Origin of the sequence: Brevundimonas sp., from assembly GCF_036676055.1 — a bacterium.
GTDB lineage: Bacteria > Pseudomonadota > Alphaproteobacteria > Caulobacterales > Caulobacteraceae > Brevundimonas.
In genome coordinates this window covers 1-13,821 of the sequence record NZ_JAKFDS010000069.1, presented here as the reverse complement: position 1 = coordinate 13,821, position 13,821 = coordinate 1, and the positions used below count along the sequence as shown (strand labels likewise).

General features: G+C 69.0%; 11 protein-coding genes. 5 read left to right on the top strand and 6 right to left on the bottom strand.

Going from position 1 to position 13,821, the window contains the following annotated elements; all coding sequences use genetic code 11:
- Positions 1–532: 532 nt before the first annotated feature.
- Positions 533–1,363 carry a diaminopimelate epimerase gene (gene dapF, locus V6M45_RS12095; RefSeq protein ID WP_332656764.1) on the bottom strand — a complete coding sequence of 277 codons (831 nt, stop codon included), beginning with the start codon at positions 1,361–1,363 and terminating at the stop codon, positions 533–535.
- A 58-nt stretch (positions 1,364–1,421) separates the two neighbouring features.
- Here dapF and V6M45_RS12090 point away from each other — a divergent pair, with 58 nt between their 5' ends.
- The 3 genes from V6M45_RS12090 to V6M45_RS12080 all read left to right on the top strand — a co-directional run bounded on the left by V6M45_RS12090 (position 1,422) and on the right by V6M45_RS12080 (position 6,847).
- A complete protein-coding gene (locus tag V6M45_RS12090; protein ID WP_332656762.1) occupies positions 1,422–2,237 on the top strand; it encodes a potassium channel family protein in 816 nt (271 codons plus the stop codon).
- Positions 2,238–2,415: 178 nt separating this feature from the next.
- Positions 2,416–4,611, top strand: coding sequence for a prolyl oligopeptidase family serine peptidase (locus tag V6M45_RS12085; protein WP_332656760.1), 2,196 nt, complete (start codon positions 2,416–2,418; stop codon positions 4,609–4,611).
- Between the two features lie 19 nt (positions 4,612–4,630).
- Positions 4,631–6,847 (top strand): prolyl oligopeptidase family serine peptidase, encoded by a 2,217-nt coding sequence (locus V6M45_RS12080; RefSeq protein WP_332656758.1) that lies wholly within the window; start codon positions 4,631–4,633, stop codon positions 6,845–6,847.
- Positions 6,848–7,011: 164 nt separating this feature from the next.
- Here V6M45_RS12080 and V6M45_RS12075 read toward each other — a convergent pair whose 3' ends face one another.
- The 3 genes from V6M45_RS12075 to ftsY all read right to left on the bottom strand — a co-directional run bounded on the left by V6M45_RS12075 (position 7,012) and on the right by ftsY (position 9,310).
- Entirely contained in the window at positions 7,012–7,584 is a 573-nt protein-coding gene (locus tag V6M45_RS12075) for a MarR family winged helix-turn-helix transcriptional regulator (protein WP_332656755.1), read from the bottom strand.
- A gap of 88 nt (positions 7,585–7,672) precedes the next feature.
- Positions 7,673–8,371, bottom strand: coding sequence for an inner membrane-spanning protein YciB (locus tag V6M45_RS12070; protein ID WP_332656753.1), 699 nt, complete (start codon positions 8,369–8,371; stop codon positions 7,673–7,675).
- A 3-nt stretch (positions 8,372–8,374) separates the two neighbouring features.
- Positions 8,375–9,310, bottom strand: coding sequence for a signal recognition particle-docking protein FtsY (gene ftsY, locus V6M45_RS12065; RefSeq protein WP_332656751.1), 936 nt, complete (start codon positions 9,308–9,310; stop codon positions 8,375–8,377).
- 153 nt (positions 9,311–9,463) lie between these two features.
- On the opposite strand from ftsY, the gene V6M45_RS12060 reads away from it, so the two are divergent.
- Positions 9,464–11,569 carry an NAD(+) synthase gene (locus V6M45_RS12060; protein WP_442880586.1) on the top strand — a complete coding sequence of 702 codons (2,106 nt, stop codon included), beginning with the start codon at positions 9,464–9,466 and terminating at the stop codon, positions 11,567–11,569.
- A gap of 9 nt (positions 11,570–11,578) precedes the next feature.
- Here V6M45_RS12060 and V6M45_RS12055 read toward each other — a convergent pair whose 3' ends face one another.
- Both V6M45_RS12055 and V6M45_RS12050 read right to left on the bottom strand, forming a co-directional pair.
- Entirely contained in the window at positions 11,579–12,454 is an 876-nt protein-coding gene (locus tag V6M45_RS12055; protein ID WP_332656749.1) for an alpha/beta fold hydrolase, read from the bottom strand.
- Between the two features lie 51 nt (positions 12,455–12,505).
- Complete coding sequence (locus V6M45_RS12050; RefSeq protein ID WP_332656747.1) at positions 12,506–13,018, bottom strand: D-glycero-alpha-D-manno-heptose-1,7-bisphosphate 7-phosphatase; 513 nt, start codon at positions 13,016–13,018, stop codon at positions 12,506–12,508.
- A gap of 140 nt (positions 13,019–13,158) precedes the next feature.
- Between V6M45_RS12050 and V6M45_RS12045 the strand changes: the two genes are divergently transcribed.
- Positions 13,159–13,821 (top strand): DegT/DnrJ/EryC1/StrS family aminotransferase (locus V6M45_RS12045; RefSeq protein ID WP_332656745.1); only part of this gene is annotated, 663 nt, incomplete at its 3' end.

Here is a 13,821-nt window from a genome sequence, read left to right as displayed (position 1 = left end):
CCTCATTGCTGGGACCGGAGCGGGACGGCCTTACCCCCGCCATTGCGAGGCCATCTGACCGCACCTCAAGGCGCGCGGCGAGCAAGCAGAGGCCATCCATCGACCTCCGCGAGGACCCCCGGACTCTCCATCGCCCGGGCTTCATCGCTCGACCACAGCCCGCCGTCCTCGAGAACGTGGATCCGACGCCCTCCCCGTCGACGGGATGGGCAGGAGTCTAGACCGGGCCCGCCCTATGGCGGGTTCAGGACGCTGACACGTGGGCGATGTTGTTGAAACACAGAGGGTTGTCGGAAAACGAAAGGACGGCGGCGCATGAACTTGCAGCGCAGCAATTGGCCGTTTCCTCCCTGTCGCGCAGCGATGGGGAGGGGACCGCGACCCGAAGGGCGGCGCGCAGCCGTCAAGCGGTGGAGGGGCTGTGTCCGTCGCAGGGTGCGACCGAGCTTGCAGGGGGCAGCCCCTCCGTCTCGCCGGCTTCGCCGGCGATCCACCTCCCCATTCGCTACGCGAACAGGGAGGAGATGGTCGCTCAGAGCGTCAGCACTCCGGTCCCCTCGATCTCCACCGGGCCGGTCATGAAGACGTGGCCGGCAGCCTCGTCCCAGTCGATCACGAGCTCGCCGCCGTCGGCCTCGATGACGGCGTGTCGGCCGGTCAGGCCGCGGCGGGCCGTGGCCACGAGGGCGGCGCAGGCGCCGGTGCCGCAGGCCTTCGTCAGGCCGGCGCCGCGCTCCCAGACCCTGAGGCGGATGCGGTCGGGAGCGAGGACGTTGGCGAAGCCGACGTTGACCCCTTGCGGGAACAGCGGGTGGTGCTCGACCAGCGAGCCGGAGCCGCGGACGAAGGCGTCGTCCTGGCGGTCGGTGAAGAAGACGACGTGCGGATTGCCCATCGAGACCGCGCCGGGCGTGTGCAGGAGGGGGGCGTCGATGGGGCCGACCTGGAGCTCGATGCCGCGGGTGTCCATCTCTTCGGCCAGCGGCACCTCGGTCCAGTCGAGGCCGGGCGCCCCCATATCCACCCTGACCCGGTGCGGGCCCGCGCGCGTCGCCGTCGTCGGGCCGCCGAGGGTGTCGATGACGACCGAATCCTTGCCGGTCGATTCCATCAGCAGCCAGCCGACGCAGCGCAGGGCGTTGCCGCAGGTCTCGACCTGGCCGCCGTCGGCGTTCCAGACGCGCATGAAGGCGTCGGCGCGGTCGGACGGCTCGATGGCGATCAGCTGGTCGCAGCCCTGACCGGTCTCGCGGTCGGCGATGGCGCGCACCTGTTCGGCCGTCGGCGCGAACGGCGTCTCCAGCGCATTGACGACGACGAAGTCGTTGCCGGCGCCGTTCATGCGGACGAAAGGGCGGGTCATCCGACCCAATATAGGGCGGGAGTGGACCCCAGGCGAGAGAACCGCGTTAAGCTGGGCCATGAGTCGACCCAGGTCCGCGACCCCGTCCGTTCCCGACAAGGCCCGGGGCCTGCGTCTGCGGGCGCGGCTGCGCTATCTGTATCACGGCTCCTCGCCGCGGGCGGTGCGCTTCCGCCTGGCGGTCATCGTCATCGATTTCCTGATCATCGGCTTCTTCCTCGCCGCGCCGATCCTGCATGAGGCGGGGCGGGTCTTCTATGTCGTCGACTATCTGATCGCCGCCATTCTGGGGCTGGATCTGGCGGCCCGGGCCTATGCCCACACCGACCTGAAGGACTGGCTGAAGAAGCCGGTGGTCTGGATCGACCTGTTCGTTCTGGCCACCCTGCTGTTCCCGGCCTGGCTGTACAACTTCGGCTTCCTGCGCCTGTTGCGGCTGTGGAGCCTGCTCAACTCGGACTTCTTCTGGCGCACGATCGGACACAGGTACGACGACACCCGCGTGGAGGAGGTCACCCGGGCGCTGGCCGCCCTGGTCACCTTCGTCTTCGTGGTGACCGGCTTCGTCTATGCGACGTTCCGAGGCAGCCATCCGGGTATCAGCGGGTATCTGGACGCCCTGTATTTCACCGTGGCGACCCTGACGACGACGGGGTTCGGGGACATCACCCTGCCGGGCAACTGGGGCCGGGTGCTGTCGATCGTGGTCATGCTGACCGGCATCACCCTGTTCCTGCGGCTGGCCCAGACCATCTTCAAACCGCACAAGGTCAAATTCCCCTGCCCCGTCTGCGGGCTGCAGAAACACGATCCGGATGCGGTGCATTGCAAGGCGTGCGGGGAGATTCTGTGCATTCCGGACGAGGGGGCGTGAGGAGGGCGAGGCAACAGGGGCGACGGAGTCTGATCCGGCGCCGGAGCCGCGAGCGCTCTGCCTGCTGCCCGCTACCTGCGGGTGTTGAATGACAAAACCGTAACCTCACCCCCGCGCGCCTTGTGACGCACCCGCCGCCCGGTAAGGTGCTGCCCGACCAGTTGTCGGGAACCTCTCAATGATCCGCACCGCCGCGCTCGCCGCGCTTCTCGCCTCCACCGCCCTTTCGAGCGCCGCCATGGCCCAGAACGCCTCTCCCGCTTCCGCGCCGACCGAGGCCACCGGGGGCGGCTTCGCCACCTCCGACGCGACCGACCCCTATCTGTGGCTGGAGGAGGTCGAGGGCGAGCGGGCCATGGCCTGGGTCGAGGCGCACAACGAACGCTCGCTGGGCGTGCTGCGCGGGGATCCGCGCTTCGAGACCCTGCACCAGCAGGCGCTGGAGATCGTCCAGTCGCGCGATCGCATTCCCTCGCCGGGCTTCAACCACGATGGCACGATCGACAATTTCTGGCAGGACGCCGAGCATGTGCGCGGCGTCTGGCGCACCACCACCCTGGACAGCTACCGCACCGCCGAGCCGCAGTGGGAGACGGTGCTGGACTTCGACGCCCTGTCGGCGGCCGAGGGCAAGAACTGGGTCTACAAGGGCGCGACCTGCCTGCCGCCGGACGAGACCCGCTGCCTGATCAGCCTGTCGGACGGCGGCAAGGACGCGGTGACGGTGCGCGAGTTCGACCGCTCGACGAAGACCTTCGTCGAGAACGGCTTCGTGCTGCCGGAGTCCAAGGGCGGGGCGGCGTGGGTCGACCGGGACACCTTGCTGGTGTCGCGCGACTTCGGCCCGGGCAGCCTGACCAGCTCGGGCTATCCGATGATCGTCAAGGTGCTGAAGCGCGGTCAGACCCTCGACCAGGCGCAGACGGTGTTCACCGGCCAGCCGACCGACGTCTCGGTGTCGGGCTATACGCTGCGCGACGCCGACGGCGTGGTGCAGGCGACCCTGATCAACCGGGGCGTCAGCTTCTACGAGGGCGAGACGCACCGGCTGAACGCCGACGGCTCAACCACGAAACTGGAGCTGCCGGCCAAGTCGAACATCAACGCCCTGGTGCAGGGCCAGCTGGTGGTCACCACCGACCAGGACTGGACCGCGCCCTCGGGTCAGGAATTCAGGACCGGCGACGTGATCGCCTGGGACCTCGATCGCTGGCTGGCCGATCCGGCGACGCCGGCGCAGCTGATCATCCGGCCGGGCGAGCGCGAGGCCATCGAGGGCATCTCCAACACCCGCAACAAGCTGGTCGTGGCCCTGTACGAGAACGTGCGCGGCTCGGTCTATGTCTATGAGCCGAACCCGGCCGGCGAGTGGAGCCGCGCCCGGCTGGACCTGCCGCAGAACGTCACCGTCGGCGTCGGTTCGGCCAGCGAGCGCGACGACAGGGTGTTCGTCAGCGTGGCCGGCTATCTGAACCCGTCGAGCCTGTATCTGGCCGATGCGGCAGCCGGCTCGGCCGAGGTGGTCAAGTCGCTGCCGGCCAAGTTCGACGCCACAGGAATGGTGGTCGAGCAGTTCGAGGCGACCTCGGCCGACGGGACGAAGATCCCCTATTTCGTGGTCCACAAGGGCGACATGCCGATGGACGGGTCGAACCCGACCCTGCTGTACGGCTATGGCGGTTTCCAGAACTCGCTGCTGCCCGGCTATTCGGCCACGGTCGGCAAGCTGTGGCTGGAGCGGGGCGGGGTCTATGTCGTCGCCAACACCCGCGGCGGCGGCGAGTTCGGGCCCCGCTGGCACCAGGCGGCGCTGCAGCAGAACCGCCAGCGGGCGCACGAGGACTATCAGGCCGTGGCGCTGGACCTGATCGCGCGGGGCGTGACCTCGCAGCCGAAGCTGGGGATCATGGGCGGCTCGCAGGGCGGGCTGTTCATGGGGGCGATGCTGACCCAGCGGCCGGACCTGATCAATGCGGCGGTGATTCAGGTGCCGCTGTTCGACATGCTGCGCTTCCACAAGCTGCTGGCCGGCGCCTCGTGGATGGCGGAGTACGGCAATCCGGACATTCCCGAGGAACGGGCGTGGATCGAACAGTATTCGCCCTACCAGCGTCTGGAGGCGGGCCAGCCCTATCCGGAGGTGTTCATCCACACCTCGACCAAGGACGACCGGGTGCATCCGGGCCACGCCCGCAAGGCGGCGGCGCGGCTGGAGGAACTGGGCTATCCGGTGCTGTTCTATGAGAACACCGACGGCGGCCACGCGGCGGGGGCCAATCTGCGCGAGACGGCGCGGCGGCTGGCGCTGGAATACACCTATCTGACGCGCCGGCTGATGGACACCCAGGTCCCCGCGCCGACGCCGGTCCCCTGAATCCGAAAGTCAAAGCGCGATGAACCGACTGATCCTGTCCGTCTCGATCCCGGCCCTGTTGCTGGCCGCCTGCGCCTCAGGCCCTTCGGAAGAGGGGATCTACGGCCTCGCGCCCGACAGGGTGGAGGGGCCTCTGGAGCCGAGGGCGACCGTCGCCGCGCCGCCGCACCTGCCGACCGACCTGACCCCGGCGGGCGTCCGCGCCGCCGACGACCATCTGGCGCTGGAACAGGTCGAGGGGGCCGAGGCCATGGCCTTTGTGGCCGAGTCGAACCGCAAGGCGCTGGCGGCGCTGGAGGGGGACCGGCGCTATGAGACCTTCCGCCAGCGGGCCTTCGACATCCTGTCGGCCACCGACCGGATCCCGTCGCCGTCCTTCCTCGGCGAGGGGATCGGCAATTTCTGGCAGGACGCGGCCAATCCGAAGGGCGTCTGGCGGCGCACGACGCTGGACAGCTACCGCTCGGACGCCGCGCGGTGGGAGACGCTGCTGGACATCGACGCCCTGGCGAAGGCCGAGGGCAAGGACTGGGTGTGGAAGGGCGCCGACTGCCTCGCGCCGGACGAGACGCGCTGCCTGATCTCTCTGTCGGATGGCGGCAAGGACGCGGTGGTGGTGCGCGAGTTCGACATTCCGTCGAAATCGTTCGTGGACGGAGGGTTCGTCCTGCCCGAGGGCAAGCACCGGCTGGAATGGCTGGACCGCGACACCCTGCTGGTGGCCACCGACTTCGGGCCGAACACCCTGACCGAGAGCGGCTATCCCTTCATCGTCAAGGCGCTGAAGCGGGGGCAGACGCTGGCGCAGGCGACCGAGGTCTATCGCGGCGACATCGGCGACGGCGGCTACGGGGTGAGCCCGGGCGTGTACCGGGACGGGGACGGTGAAATCCTCGCCGTCCTGATCAATCGTCCCCTCGACACCTTCCGCAGCGAGACCTGGCAGCTTGTCGACGGCCGCACGACCCGGCTGAATCTGCCCGCCCGGATCTCGGTGCGCGGCGCCCATGGCGGCAGTCTGGTCCTGACGCCGGAGGAGGATTGGGCGGAGCTGAACAACGGCGTCAAGGCCGGATCGCTGGTCGTCGTCGACCTCGAGACGCTGGCCAGAGGCGGCGCGATGACGGGCGACGTCGTGTTCACCCCGGGGCCGCGCCAGTCGATCGAAGAGGTGGCGGTGCTGGGCGACCGCGGCGTCGTCGCGTCGATCTACGACAATGTGCGGGGCCGTCTGGTCGTCTTCGAACCGACGCCGTCCCGGTGGCACGAGCGGAATGTCCACGTGCCGGACAACGTCTCGGTGCACCTCGGGGATTCGTCCAAGAAGAGCGGCCGCTTCTTCTATTCCGTCGAAGGATTCCTGACCCCGTCGACGCTGAGCCTCGCGGACACCAATACCGGCAGGACCAACGTTCTTCGCTCCGCCCCGGCCCGCTTCGACGCCTCGACCCATGTGGTCGAGCAGTTCGAGGCGACGTCGTCGGACGGGACGAAGATCCCCTATTTCGTCGTCATGCCGCGCGATCTGGCCATGGACGGCTCGGCGCCGACGATCATCTACGGCTACGGCGGGTTCCAGGTGTCGAAGCCGCCGGCGTACATCCCGGAGATGGGCCGGCTGTGGCTCGAGAACGGCGGCGTCTACGTCAACGCCAATATCCGCGGCGGCGGCGAGTTCGGGCCGGCGTGGCACCAGTCGGTGCTGAAGGAAAACCGGCAGCTGGCCTTCGACGACTATGCGGCGGTCGCGCGCGACCTGCACCAACGCGGGATCACCTCGCCGCGCCGGACCGGGATCTATGGCCGGTCGAACGGCGGGGTGCTGACCTCGGTGGCCATGACCCAGCATCCGGAGCTGATCAATGCGGCGGTGATCGAGAGCCCGCTGATCGACATGCTGCGCTATCACGAGCTGCCCGCCGGGGCGTCGTGGATCGGCGAATACGGCGACCCGCGCATCCCGGAAGAGGCGGCTTTCATCGCCCGCTATTCGGCCTATCAGCAGCTTCGTCCGGACACGGAGTATCCGCGCGTCTACATCACGACGAACACCCGCGACGACCGGGTCCATCCCGGCCACGCCCGCAAATTCGCGGCGCGGCTGGAGGCGATGGGCCACGATCACCTCTATTACGAGGAGACGGCGGGCGGGCATTCCAACGACGCTGATCCGGTGGCGAACGCGCGGCGCTGGGCGCGGCATTACGTGTATCTGGCGCAGCAGCTGATGGATTGAGCTCCGGCTTCCTTCTCCCGTTGGGAGAAGGTGGCGCGCAGCGCCGGATGAGGGTCGGCTGGCGGGGGCGGCGAAGCCGCGACCTAGCGGGCGACCCTCACCCTTTCGCGCAAGGACGATCGCTGCGCGCTCGTGCGCTCAAGCCCTCTCCCAATGGGAAAGGGTTACGCCGGTTCGACCAGCTTCAGCTTCGGCTTGTCCGCCTTCTTCGCCAGCTTGCCGGCCTTCTTCGCCTCGCGGGCGGCCTTGCGGGCGGCCTTGATCTCGGCCTTCGCCTTGTCGGGGGCTGCGTCGGCTTCGCCGGCGAGTTCGGCCAGCCGGGCGAGGAAGCCGTCGCGCTTGGCCTTGGGCAGCAGGGCGAGAATGCGTTTGTCGGCGGCCTCGACCCTCGGGCGGGCGGCCTCAAGGGCGGCGGCGCCGGCTTCGGACAGGCGCACCGCCTTGGCGCGGGCGTCCAGCGTCGAGCGTTCGCGCTCCAGCAGCCCCTTGGTCGTCATGCGGGAGACCAGATCGGCCAGGGTCGAACGGTCGATGCCGGTGGCGCGGACCAGATCGGTCTGGGTCAGACCGGCCTTGTGCGACACCGCCTCCAGCACGGCGAACTGGCGCTGGGTCAGGCCGTCGGGGCCCGCCTCCTCGGTGTAGATGTCCAGCGCCAGCTGCAGGGCGCGGTGCATCAGGTGGCTGGGCGAGGCGGCGAGACCGCCGCGTCGGGCCTTGTTGCTGGACTTGACCATCGACCGTATCCCCTCGGCTTCACCCTACAGGTAGCAGCCGCGCTTAACGGTTTGACGACGGACGATCCGCAGGCGGGCCGCTTTGCGCTCAGGGCGCGCGGTCGGGCTCGGCCGGGGCCATCGGATCGACCGGTTGGTCAGTCGAGGTCAGGTTGCGCATGATCAGCGGGATCTGCGACAGGCCGAAGGCCGAGGAGGCGATCCACAGCACGCCACGGAAGCTGACCCAGACGTCGGCCGGATCGAGGTCGCCGCGGCCGAGGCGCTGCGCCGCCCAGCCGACCAGGGCCTCGCTGCGCACCAGCTCGTTGGTGATGGCGACGCAGAAGAAGAACAGGCCGTAGCGGAAGGTCAGGATGCGCCACGCCCGGTCATTGATCGGAATGACGGTGCCGAGCAGGGCCCGCAGCGGCTGCTTGCCCAGCCACAGTCCGCCCAGAAGGGCGACGGCGAGGCTGGCGTTGAGGATGGTGACCTTCAGCTTGACCCACAGGCCGTCGCCGGTGAGCAGGGTCAGCAGGCCGAAGACCAGGGCGAAGCCGCCGACCAGCAGCGGCAGCAGGGCAAGCCGCTTCTCGACGATCAGGCCGACCGCGACGCCGACGGCGGAGCCGGCCACCAGGAACCAGGTGGCGTTGACCAGGGCCGCGTCGCCCTCCAGCCCGCGCAGGCGGAACACGAGGAAGGCGAGGCCGAAGGCGAGCAGGCCGCCGAAATCGACCAGCTGGCGCAGGTTCGACTCCTTTTTCGGAGCCGGGGGCGGGGCGGGGGCGGAGGGTTCGTTCATGCGTCAGTCCTCGAGCCCGACCAGAGAGCGTGAAAAGGCCCGGGCGTCGAACGGTTGCAGGTCGTCGACGCCCTCGCCGACGCCGATCAGCTTGATCGGGGCGTCCGAGGCCTGGGCCACGGGCACCAGAACGCCGCCGCGGGCGGTGCCGTCCAGCTTGGTCATGACCAGGCCGGAGACATAGGCGGTGCGACCGAAGATCTGTTCCTGGGCCAGGGCGTTGCGTCCCACGGTGGCGTCGAGCACCAGAAGGGTCTCGTGCGGAGCGTCGGGATCGATCTTCTTCAGCACGCGGACGATCTTCAGCAGTTCGTCCATCAGGGCCGATTTGTTCTGCAGCCGGCCGGCGGTGTCGATCAGCACGACGTCGAACCCCTCGGCCCTGGCCCGGGTGTAGGCGTCGAAGGCCAGACCGGCGGGGTCGGCCCCGTCGCGGCGGCTCTCGAAGGTCGCCCCGGCGCGCTCGGACCAGACCTTGAGCTGTTCTCGGGCGGCGGCGCGGAAGGTGTCGCAGGCGACGATCATCACCTTCGCCCCCTGACCGGTCAGGTCCGAGGCGATCTTGCCGAGGGTGGTGGTCTTGCCCGAGCCGTTGACGCCGACGAACAGGGTGACGAACGGCTTCGGCCCGTTCAGCGGTTCGTAGCGGGCCTCGTGACGGACCAGTTCGGCGGCCACGGCCTCGGCCAGCGCCTCCTTGACCTCGCGTTCATTGGCGCCGGCGCCGAAGCGCAGCTCGCGGAAGCGGGCGACGATGCGGTCTGTGGCGGCGGGCCCCAGGTCGCTTTCGAGGAGGTGTTCCTCCAGCCCGTCGAGCGCGGCCTCGGACAGGGGTTCCTTGACGAAGGCGGCGACGACCTGCTCGGTCATCTGTTTCGAGGAGCGGGACAGGCCCTCGCTCAGGCGGGAGAGCCAGCCTTTTTTCGGCGCGTCGTTCATGGGTTGGCTTTAGCGGGGCGAAGCGGGCGCGTCACGCGATCTCGCGCGGCCCCGCCGCCGGCCCGGGGCGCGACGGCGCGGCGTGTGGGAAAACACCCTCCGTGACCGCCGGGCGTTGTCACGCTAGAACGCCATGAGACAGGGATCATCGACTTGCCCAAGACCCGCGCCTTTCACAGTCCCGCCGCCCACGGCTTCGTCCGCGTCGCCGCCGCGACCCCCGTGGTCCATACCGCCGACCCCGCGGCCAACGCCGACGAACACATCGCCTTGATCCGCCAGGCGGCCGATGAGGGCGTCGACCTGATCGTCTTCCCGGAGCTGAGCGTCTCGGGCTATGCAATCGACGATCTGCTGTTGCAGGACTCCCTGCTGGAAGAGGTAGAGCGCCAGATCGACCGCATCTGCCAGGAGACCAAGGCGACAGGGGTCATCGCCGTGGTCGGCGCTCCGGTCCGCCATGAGGAGCGCCTCTACAACACCGCCGTGGTGATGTCGGACGGGTGGGTATGGGGCGTCGTGCCCAAGACCTACCTGCCCAACTATCGGGAATATTACGAGAAACGCTGGTTCGCCGCCGCGTCGGAGGAACTGTTTCGCGGTTCCGGCTGCAACATCGGGGTAGGCGGCTATTACGCAGCGTTCGGACCTCACCTGATCTTCAGCGTCGAGGACCGGCCGGGGTTCACCTTCGGCGCGGAAATCTGCGAGGACTTCTGGGCGCCGCTGCCGCCCTCGACCCGTCAGGCCATGGCCGGCGCCCGTATCCTGCTCAACCTGTCGGCGTCCAACATCGTCATCGGCAAGGCTGAGGAGCGGGCCGTTCTCTGCGCCAGTCAATCGTCGCGAACGCTGTCCGCCTATGTTTTCGCCGCCTCCGGCTGGGGCGAATCGACCACCGATCTGGCGTGGGACGGGCAGGCGATGATCCACGAGCTGGGCGCGAAACTGGCCGAAGGGGAACGGTTCGCGCTGGAGAACCATCTGACCGTGGCCGACATCGACATCGGGCGGATCGGGTTGGAACGACTGCGCAACGGCACCTTCGCCGACTGCACCCGTCGGGAGCTGCGGACGGGCGACCTGGAGAACACGCCGCGGCGCGACGCGACACGAGGCGATTATGTGCCGGTTTCCATTCGGGACGCCGGCGCCGGCCGGGCGGTCGGCTCGTTGCGCCGCCCCCTCGACCGCTTCCCCTTCGTGCCGGACGATCCGGCCCGGCTGGATCAGGACTGCTACGAGGCCTTCAACATCCAGGTGCAGGGGCTGATGCGCCGGATGAAGGCGACCAATGGCGAGCGGATCGTCGTCGGCGTTTCCGGCGGGCTGGATTCGACCCAGGCCCTGCTGGTGGCCTGCCGCGCCTTCGACCGGCTGGGCCTGCCGAGGACCGGCATCCTCGGCTACACCATGCCGGGCTTCGCGACCTCGGAGGGGACGAAGTCGAACGCCTGGACGCTGATGAAGGCGCTCGGGATCACCGGGGCCGAAATCGATATCCGGCCGACCGCGACGACCATGCTGGAGGCCATCGGCCATCCCTTCGCGAAGGGCGAGCCGGTGCACGACATCACTTTCGAGAACGTGCAGGCGGGCTTGCGGACCGACTATCTGTTCCGGCTGGCCAACCAGAACGGGGCCTTCGTGCTGGGCACCGGGGACCTGTCGGAGCTGGCGCTGGGCTGGGCCACCTATGGCGTCGGCGACCACATGAGCCACTACAACGTCAACGGCGGGGTGGCGAAGACGCTGATCCGGCACCTGATCCGCTGGGTCGCCGACCGCGAGGTGGTCGGGGCGGAGGCGGCGCCGGTGCTGCGCGGCATCCTCGACACGGAGATTTCGCCCGAGCTGGTGCCGGCGCAGAATGGGAAGATCCAGTCCACGGAGGCGACGGTCGGGCCCTACCCGTTGAACGACTTCTTCCTGTTCTACATCACCCGTTTCGGCCTGAAGCCGTCGAAGGTGGCGTATCTGGCGCATCAGGCGTGGAAGGACGCCTCGACGGGGCACTGGCCGGCGGGGACGCCGGAGGACGAGAAGGTCGAGTACGACCTGGCGACGATCAAATACTGGCTGCGGAAGTTTCTGGTGCGCTTCTTCCAGACCTCGCAGTTCAAGCGCTCGGCTCTGCCGAACGGGCCGAAGGTGGTGACGGGCGGTTCGCTGTCGCCGCGCGGGGACTGGCGGGCGCCGTCGGACGCGACCGCGCGGGTGTGGCTGGATGAGCTGGACGCGAACGTGCCGGACGCGTGATGCCTCGCCTCACGGCAGTTCGCCCAAAAACGGGAAGATCGCCGCCTTGGCTTCCGGCTCGTCCAGCATGGGGGCGTGGCCGACGCCGGGGACCTCGACATAGTCCATCTTCGGGGCGCGCTTCTGCATCTTCGCGGCGATGGCCTCGCTGAGCAGGTCGGAATTCTGGCCGCGCACCAGCAGCACCGGCCGCGCCTTGGCCAGGCGCCCGAACATCGGCCACAGATTGGGGACCAGCGCCTTGGCGCCGGCGGCGCGGATCGGCACGGCGATGTCGGGGTCGTAGTCCAGCACCGGCGACCCTTCCGTGCCGATCCTGAAGGTGCGGCGGGCGAAGGCGTCCCAGTCGGCGTCGGTGTAGTGGGGGAAGGCGACGGCGTTGATCGACTTCACATAGGCCGCGGCCTCGGCCCAGCCGGGGGTGTCGACCGGCTGGCCGGAATAGGCGGCGATCCGGGCCAGACCCTCCTTCGCCACCTCGGGCCCGATGTCGTTGAGGATGGCGGCGGCGACGACCTTCGAGCGGAGGGCGGTCAGGGCCATGGTGATCAGCCCGCCCATCGAGGTGCCGAGGAAGACCGCGCGGGCGATCCCGGCCTGCTCCATCAGGGCCAGCACGTCCTGGGCGTAGTTCAGCGGCTGATAGGTCATCGGATCGGGGGCGCGATCCGACAGGCCCCGGCCGCGCACGTCGACGGCCAGCACCCGGCGGCCGCTCTGGGCGATCAGGGGGGCGATGGCGCCGAAGTCGGCCGAGTTTCGGGTCAGGCCGTGGATGGCGATCACCGGCAGTTTCGCCGGACCGGCGGCGGCGGCGTAGTCGCGGGCGAACAGGCTGAGCCCGTCGGGGCTGGTCCAGCGGCGTTCGGCGAAGGTCTGGGTCATGCGGTCGGCTCCGGAGTCTGACCGGAGTAATTCACTGTCGGAAGAATTCCTTCAATGGCCGAGCAGGTCTTTTACGAAATCATCGAGGTTTCCGCCCTCGAAGCGGAAGCCGGGGATGCCGGCGCGGCGGGCGGCCTCGAGGTCCGAGGCCTGGTCGCCGATCAGGAAGGATTTGGCCGGATTGATGTGGTGATCGGCGATGGCGCGCAGGATCATGCCGGGGTTGGGCTTGCGGTCCGGATGGTCGGGATGGCGGTAGCGCTCGTCGATCGCCTCGGCGTGGAAGGGGCAGGCGTAGACGGCGCCGATGACGGCCCGGCTCGCGGCCATCCGGCGCACCAGCAAGGTGTTGAAGGCCTTCATCTGCGCTTCCGTGAACAGGCCGCGGGCGACGCCGGACTGGTTGGTCACCACGACGCACAGATAGCCGAGCTGGTTCAGCCGGCGCACAGCCTCGCCGGCGCCGGGGACGAAGCGCAGATGCTCTTCCAGATGAGGATAGCCGGAGTCCTCGATCAGAACGCCGTCGCGATCGAGGAAGACGGCGGGTACGCCGGATGTCATGATGGCCGCATACGGCGCCGTACGCTGTCGTTGCAACCCGTCACGGGAAGTGACCCCGGCGGATTTGGCGGGACAGCGGGCGATTTGGTAGGGAGCGCCAGCCCGGCGCGGGCCGCCCGCGCGATCGGAGACCATCCGCCATGACCATTCCCTTCATCGACCTTCAGGCACAGAGGCTGCGGCTGAACGGCGCGATCGAGGCCGCGGTGCAGGCGGCCGTGGTCGGCGGGGCCTGGGTCATGGGGCCGCAGGTGCGCCAGTTCGAGGCGGATCTGGCCGCCTTCGGCCAGGCGAAACACGCCCTCGGCTGCGCCAACGGCACCGACGCCCTGGCCCTGCCGCTGATGGCCTGGGGGATCGGCCGCGGCGACGCGGTCTTCGTGCCGTCGTTCACCTTCGCGGCGACGGCCGAGATCGTGCCGTGGTTCGACGCCGAGCCCGTCTTCGTCGACGTCGACGCCACGACCTACAACATGGACCCCGGCCACCTCGAGGCGGCCATCGAGGCGACGCTGAAGGAAGGCCGGCTGACGCCGCGCGTGGTCATCGCCGTCGACCTGTTCGGCCAGCCGGCCGACTATCCGGCCATCAAGGCGATATGCGACCGATACGGGCTGAAGCTGATCTCGGATTCGGCCCAGGGCTTCGGCTGCACGATCAACGGCGAGCACCCGCTGAAGTGGGCCGACATCACCACCACCAGCTTCTTCCCGGCCAAGCCGCTGGGCTGCTACGGCGACGGCGGGGCGGTGCTGACCAATGACGACGACCTGGCCCAGCTGATCGATTCCATCCGCGTGCAC